This is a genomic window from Pseudomonas sp. SST3 (genome assembly GCF_003325755.1).
Genome location: NZ_QORI02000154.1, coordinates 1 through 3,825, shown reverse-complemented (window position 1 = coordinate 3,825; position 3,825 = coordinate 1). Strand labels below are relative to the sequence as shown.

The following is a 3,825-nucleotide window of genomic DNA, read 5'->3' as shown; positions in this document are numbered from 1 at the left end:
ATCTGCTCGGGAGACAAACGCTCACGCAGCATATGGGTCACCAGTTCGAAGCGCTCGCTACCCGGCAACAGTTTTCGCATCGGTCGACAAACCTGGCGGCGGGTCTGCATTTGCTGCTGGGCCAGACGGGCCGAGTAGCCACCGCAAGCACCTCGGTTACGGCGCAGCTCACGGCTGATGGTCGAAGGGGATCGGTTGATCAAGCAGGCAATCCTGCGCAGGCTGAAGCCTTGGGTACGACCGATTTGAATGGTGGCGCGCTCTTCAACGCTGAGTTCGGTATAAGACATAGGGGCAGCACCGTACCGGAAAGGTCAGGTGTTGCACTCAGTTTTTGCCGCCGCCGTCGGGCATCATATTCAAAGCATTCCTATATGGCGCACTATTTACTGTCGGATCAAGTTTATCAGCTCAAATCCTTAACATTTCTGGCTGGAAGGTGTTCTTAGTAGGCAGCATCGTTTGTTTTCCTTATTTTTATGCGCTAAGGCTTCAATCATATTTCGAGAGGCCGGCACTAACCAAATCGGCGGACAACCCTAACTAGTGGTTCAAATCGCTCGCTGCGCTCACTGGGACGGGCTAAAGCCCGCCCCTTAACCAAAACGTTAGGCTTCGCGTGAAAACTGTATTTTTCTTTACTGCATTAATTAGCGTCGGCGGATGTGTAGGAATACACACAGACATTCAGCAATCAAAAACGTCAAAAGCTGCAAGTATATATTATGCGAATGGAGCTAAGCATTTCTGGAGCAAGAGCGAGCATCCAGAAAATGGTAGCGTGACCTTAAAGTCAGAGCGAAAGTGGTGCGGAGCTACTTTATGGGCAATAGTCCCGATTCCATTAAAACTTCCCGTATGCAAGAGTTACATTAAAGTAAGTTTCGAAAATAATGAGCCAGCCACGCGCCACGAAGGTTGGGTTAGCCTTGGTAGTTTTTATGGTTGTGGGCCTGGTGTATGGCTTGGCTCATTAATTTCCAATGGGAAAGAAGCTTCATTCTGCATCGCAGAATAAGCCTAACAAGTGGTTCAAATCGTTCGCCTCGCTCACTGCGATTGGCTAAAGCCCGCCCCTTAACCAAACGTTATGTGTAATCAAGGATCGAGCATGGAATTTCAAACAATACCTATTTTGCGAATTTTCGATGAAGGCAAAGCGAAAGAGTTTTACCTCGAATTTTTGGGTATGAATCTGGATTGGGAACACCGCTTTGAGCCGGGTTTTCCCACCTACATGCAGGTGTCAAAAGGAAATCTTGTCTTCCATCTCAGCGAACATTCGGGCGATTGCACGCCTGGCAGTAAAATTTTTGTCAACGTAAGTGATCTTGAAGCGTTTTATCACGAGGTTACTTCCCGGCCGTATAAGTACAGTAAGCCGGCAATTGAGCAGGCTCCATGGGGTGATCGTTGCTTTACGGTAACAGACCCATTTTCAAACAGGGTGCTATTTAATGGGCCGGCAAACACATAACAGCTGGCTCAAATCGTTCGCTACGCTCACTGGGACGGGCTAAAGCCCGCCCCTTAACCAAACGTTAGGCAAAAATGAAATCAAGCGCGCCCCTGCTCCTTATCCTGGCCGGTGTATTGTTTTTGCTCTTAGGTGCCAGCTTCATTTTTGGCATGCAAACTTTATCCGCGGGGGAGAACTCAAGCTGTAGAAGCGTCTGTGGTTTAGGAATGCTGTTTTCTATTTTCTTTGGTCCGCAGGTGGGTGCTTATGTCGTTGGCTTTATCTGGTCAGCATTAGGTGTTTCGTTACTGGCTTTTGTATATCGCGCCCTGTAGTGGTTTTTGCCCAACAAATGGTTCGAAGCGTTCGCTTCGCTTAATCGATACCGGCTCATGCCCCGCCGGGTGTCGATATGGATCGTGTTCGTTCGACTAACTTGATGAAGCGGCAGACAACCCCTCGCTAAGTCGGCAAGAAGGAGAACACGATGGCAGAGCTAATCGTCAGAAAAACCATCTACATAAGCGCGCCACCATTGAAGGTCTGGAGCACCATTACGTCGCCGAGTGCGATAAGGCGCTGGATGCTGGTGGAGCCGGCCTTAGAGAGTGATGGCCCGCTGCAACTGGGAGATAGGATTCGCTGGAACGACGACCATGGCAAAACCTATCTCACCGGTACGGTCGTCACGCTTGATCCACTGCAGAAGCTGGTGCTCGCGCTGGAGGATATCGGTTGGCAACGGAAGGCAAGACCGGAAGAGGTGACATATGCGTTAGCGCTTTCGGAATCGGACGGCGGCTCTCGTCTGGCGTTTATGCTCGGAGACCTGGCGATCGATCCACAAGGCCAGCAGTGGTTCGACGCGTATAGCGCCAGCGAAGAATTAGCGATTATCAAAGCCATGGTGGAGGACCAGCCATGAGTCGTATCGACACTCGCTGTTTATGCGGAGCCATTCACCTGCGGATCCACCATCAGCCGTTGGCTCAGTTCTACTGCCACTGTGACGATTGTCAGGCCGTGCATGGGGCGTCGTATGTGGGTATTGCTGTCTTTCCCTCGGATGCCGTCGAGGTCATTCGAGGCGCACCGATATCGTGGACGTACAAGACACTGCCCCGACAACGCTGCTCGTCATGTGGGACTCTTTTGATCGCGCGTGTGCCAGATTCAGAGCTGACAGGCGTCAAGGCAAACCTGTTACCGCCAGGCATGTTCACACCGGCGTTTCACATTCATTGTCAGTTCGCGGTTCTTCCGGTTGTGGATGATTTACCGCACTACTCGTCCCTGCCGGGGGTGTTTGGGGGTACTGATGATGTGGTCGCATGGTGATGGGAAACATCGAAAAGCAGCCAAGTAGGCAATGCGTGAAAGTCCGTAGGTGATGCCGAGCGCAACCGGTTTAAACTTCGGAAAAACCTTCTGGGCAGACATGACAAAAACAATGCCACCGGTATTCCTGATCCTCTGCTTTGTCGCGATCACAACGGTGGTAGCGATTCTTCTGATGAACGTTGGGTATTGCCGCTACGTCTTGGCCGGCGCGGTTGAGTTTGATGACGCGCTACGTTACCGGGACGGAATTGCTTTCACTCGAAACGACGATACGCCGTTCACCGGCACAGCCTATCGCTCTGTGTGCGGCGGCGACTGCGGATTTGCGGGTTGCTCATCACTTCACTGGTATGCGGTATTCGAAAATGGAAAGCGGACGACGGGTTTCCTACCAGAATCGGGCGGTGCGAATGATTCTTTCAACCTATCGCTTTTTGGCGAGTACACACGTGTTCGGTATGACGACACGTTTTAAGTCTTAAGTTCATCCCTCCCCGCGCTTTCCATTTGTTCGCTAGGCGGGCGCCGCTAGACAAGGATGTCACCCCATGCTGCTGGCACTACGCACCGACGCAATCGTTACAGCCATAGCCATTGCTGCGGCTCTCACCGTCACCCTCACGAAAGGCGATGTGCTTTTTATCGGACAGTGGTACTACGCGTCCGTTTTTCTCGCGATTTTTGTTCTTTCTGCAGCTATAAAAACGAAACCGTTATTTATTTCGGGTGCCGTGTTTGCTGCAGCCGTAACCTTCCTCGTTTACGTAAGGGCTAATTGGGCGCCGTCAACCGCTGAGGACCTACTTGCCCTAGGCCACCTATTTTCACTACCTGGCGCAGCTATTGGCTTATTCATAACGGGGATTATCAGTCGACATGCAAAAAATCGTAGGCCAGCTCTCGCTTTCACAACTGGCGCACTAGGTTTCGCTACAGGTTTTTTAGTGAATCAAGTAGCGATATGCGGCTCTGTTCTGACTTGTGGTGTGCTCTTGGGCAGCTAATTAATTCAGTCAGCGGTCAGG

8 protein-coding genes are annotated in these 3,825 nt (G+C 51.3%); 7 read left to right on the top strand and 1 reads right to left on the bottom strand.

Annotation, left to right across the window (positions count from 1 at the left end; genetic code table 11):
• Positions 1 to 290 (bottom strand): helix-turn-helix domain-containing protein (locus DQ405_RS25635; protein WP_168426441.1); only part of this gene is annotated, 290 nt, incomplete at its 3' end.
• Positions 291 to 619: 329 nt separating this feature from the next.
• Here DQ405_RS25635 and DQ405_RS25630 point away from each other — a divergent pair.
• From DQ405_RS25630 to DQ405_RS25600, 7 genes are all read left to right on the top strand, one after another.
• Positions 620 to 1,018, top strand: coding sequence for a hypothetical protein (locus tag DQ405_RS25630; protein ID WP_168426440.1), 399 nt, complete (start codon positions 620 to 622; stop codon positions 1,016 to 1,018).
• Between the two features lie 93 nt (positions 1,019 to 1,111).
• Positions 1,112 to 1,477: a glyoxalase superfamily protein gene (locus DQ405_RS25625; RefSeq protein ID WP_168426439.1), complete on the top strand. Its 366-nt coding sequence runs from the start codon at positions 1,112 to 1,114 to the stop codon at positions 1,475 to 1,477.
• 74 nt (positions 1,478 to 1,551) lie between these two features.
• Positions 1,552 to 1,794, top strand: a complete 243-nt coding sequence (locus tag DQ405_RS25620) for a hypothetical protein (protein WP_168426438.1) — start codon at positions 1,552 to 1,554, stop codon at positions 1,792 to 1,794.
• A gap of 152 nt (positions 1,795 to 1,946) precedes the next feature.
• Complete coding sequence (locus tag DQ405_RS25615) at positions 1,947 to 2,384, top strand: SRPBCC family protein (RefSeq protein WP_168426437.1); 438 nt, start codon at positions 1,947 to 1,949, stop codon at positions 2,382 to 2,384.
• Positions 2,381 to 2,797 (top strand): GFA family protein, encoded by a 417-nt coding sequence (locus DQ405_RS25610; RefSeq protein ID WP_168426436.1) that lies wholly within the window; start codon positions 2,381 to 2,383, stop codon positions 2,795 to 2,797. The genes DQ405_RS25615 and DQ405_RS25610 overlap by 4 nt, the downstream gene beginning before the upstream one ends.
• A 52-nt stretch (positions 2,798 to 2,849) precedes the next feature.
• The gene (locus DQ405_RS25605; RefSeq protein WP_168426435.1) at positions 2,850 to 3,275 is read left to right on the top strand and encodes a hypothetical protein; all 426 of its coding nucleotides are present in this window, start codon (positions 2,850 to 2,852) and stop codon (positions 3,273 to 3,275) included.
• Positions 3,276 to 3,348: 73 nt separating this feature from the next.
• Complete coding sequence (locus tag DQ405_RS25600; RefSeq protein ID WP_168426434.1) at positions 3,349 to 3,804, top strand: hypothetical protein; 456 nt, start codon at positions 3,349 to 3,351, stop codon at positions 3,802 to 3,804.
• Positions 3,805 to 3,825 lie beyond the last annotated feature (21 nt).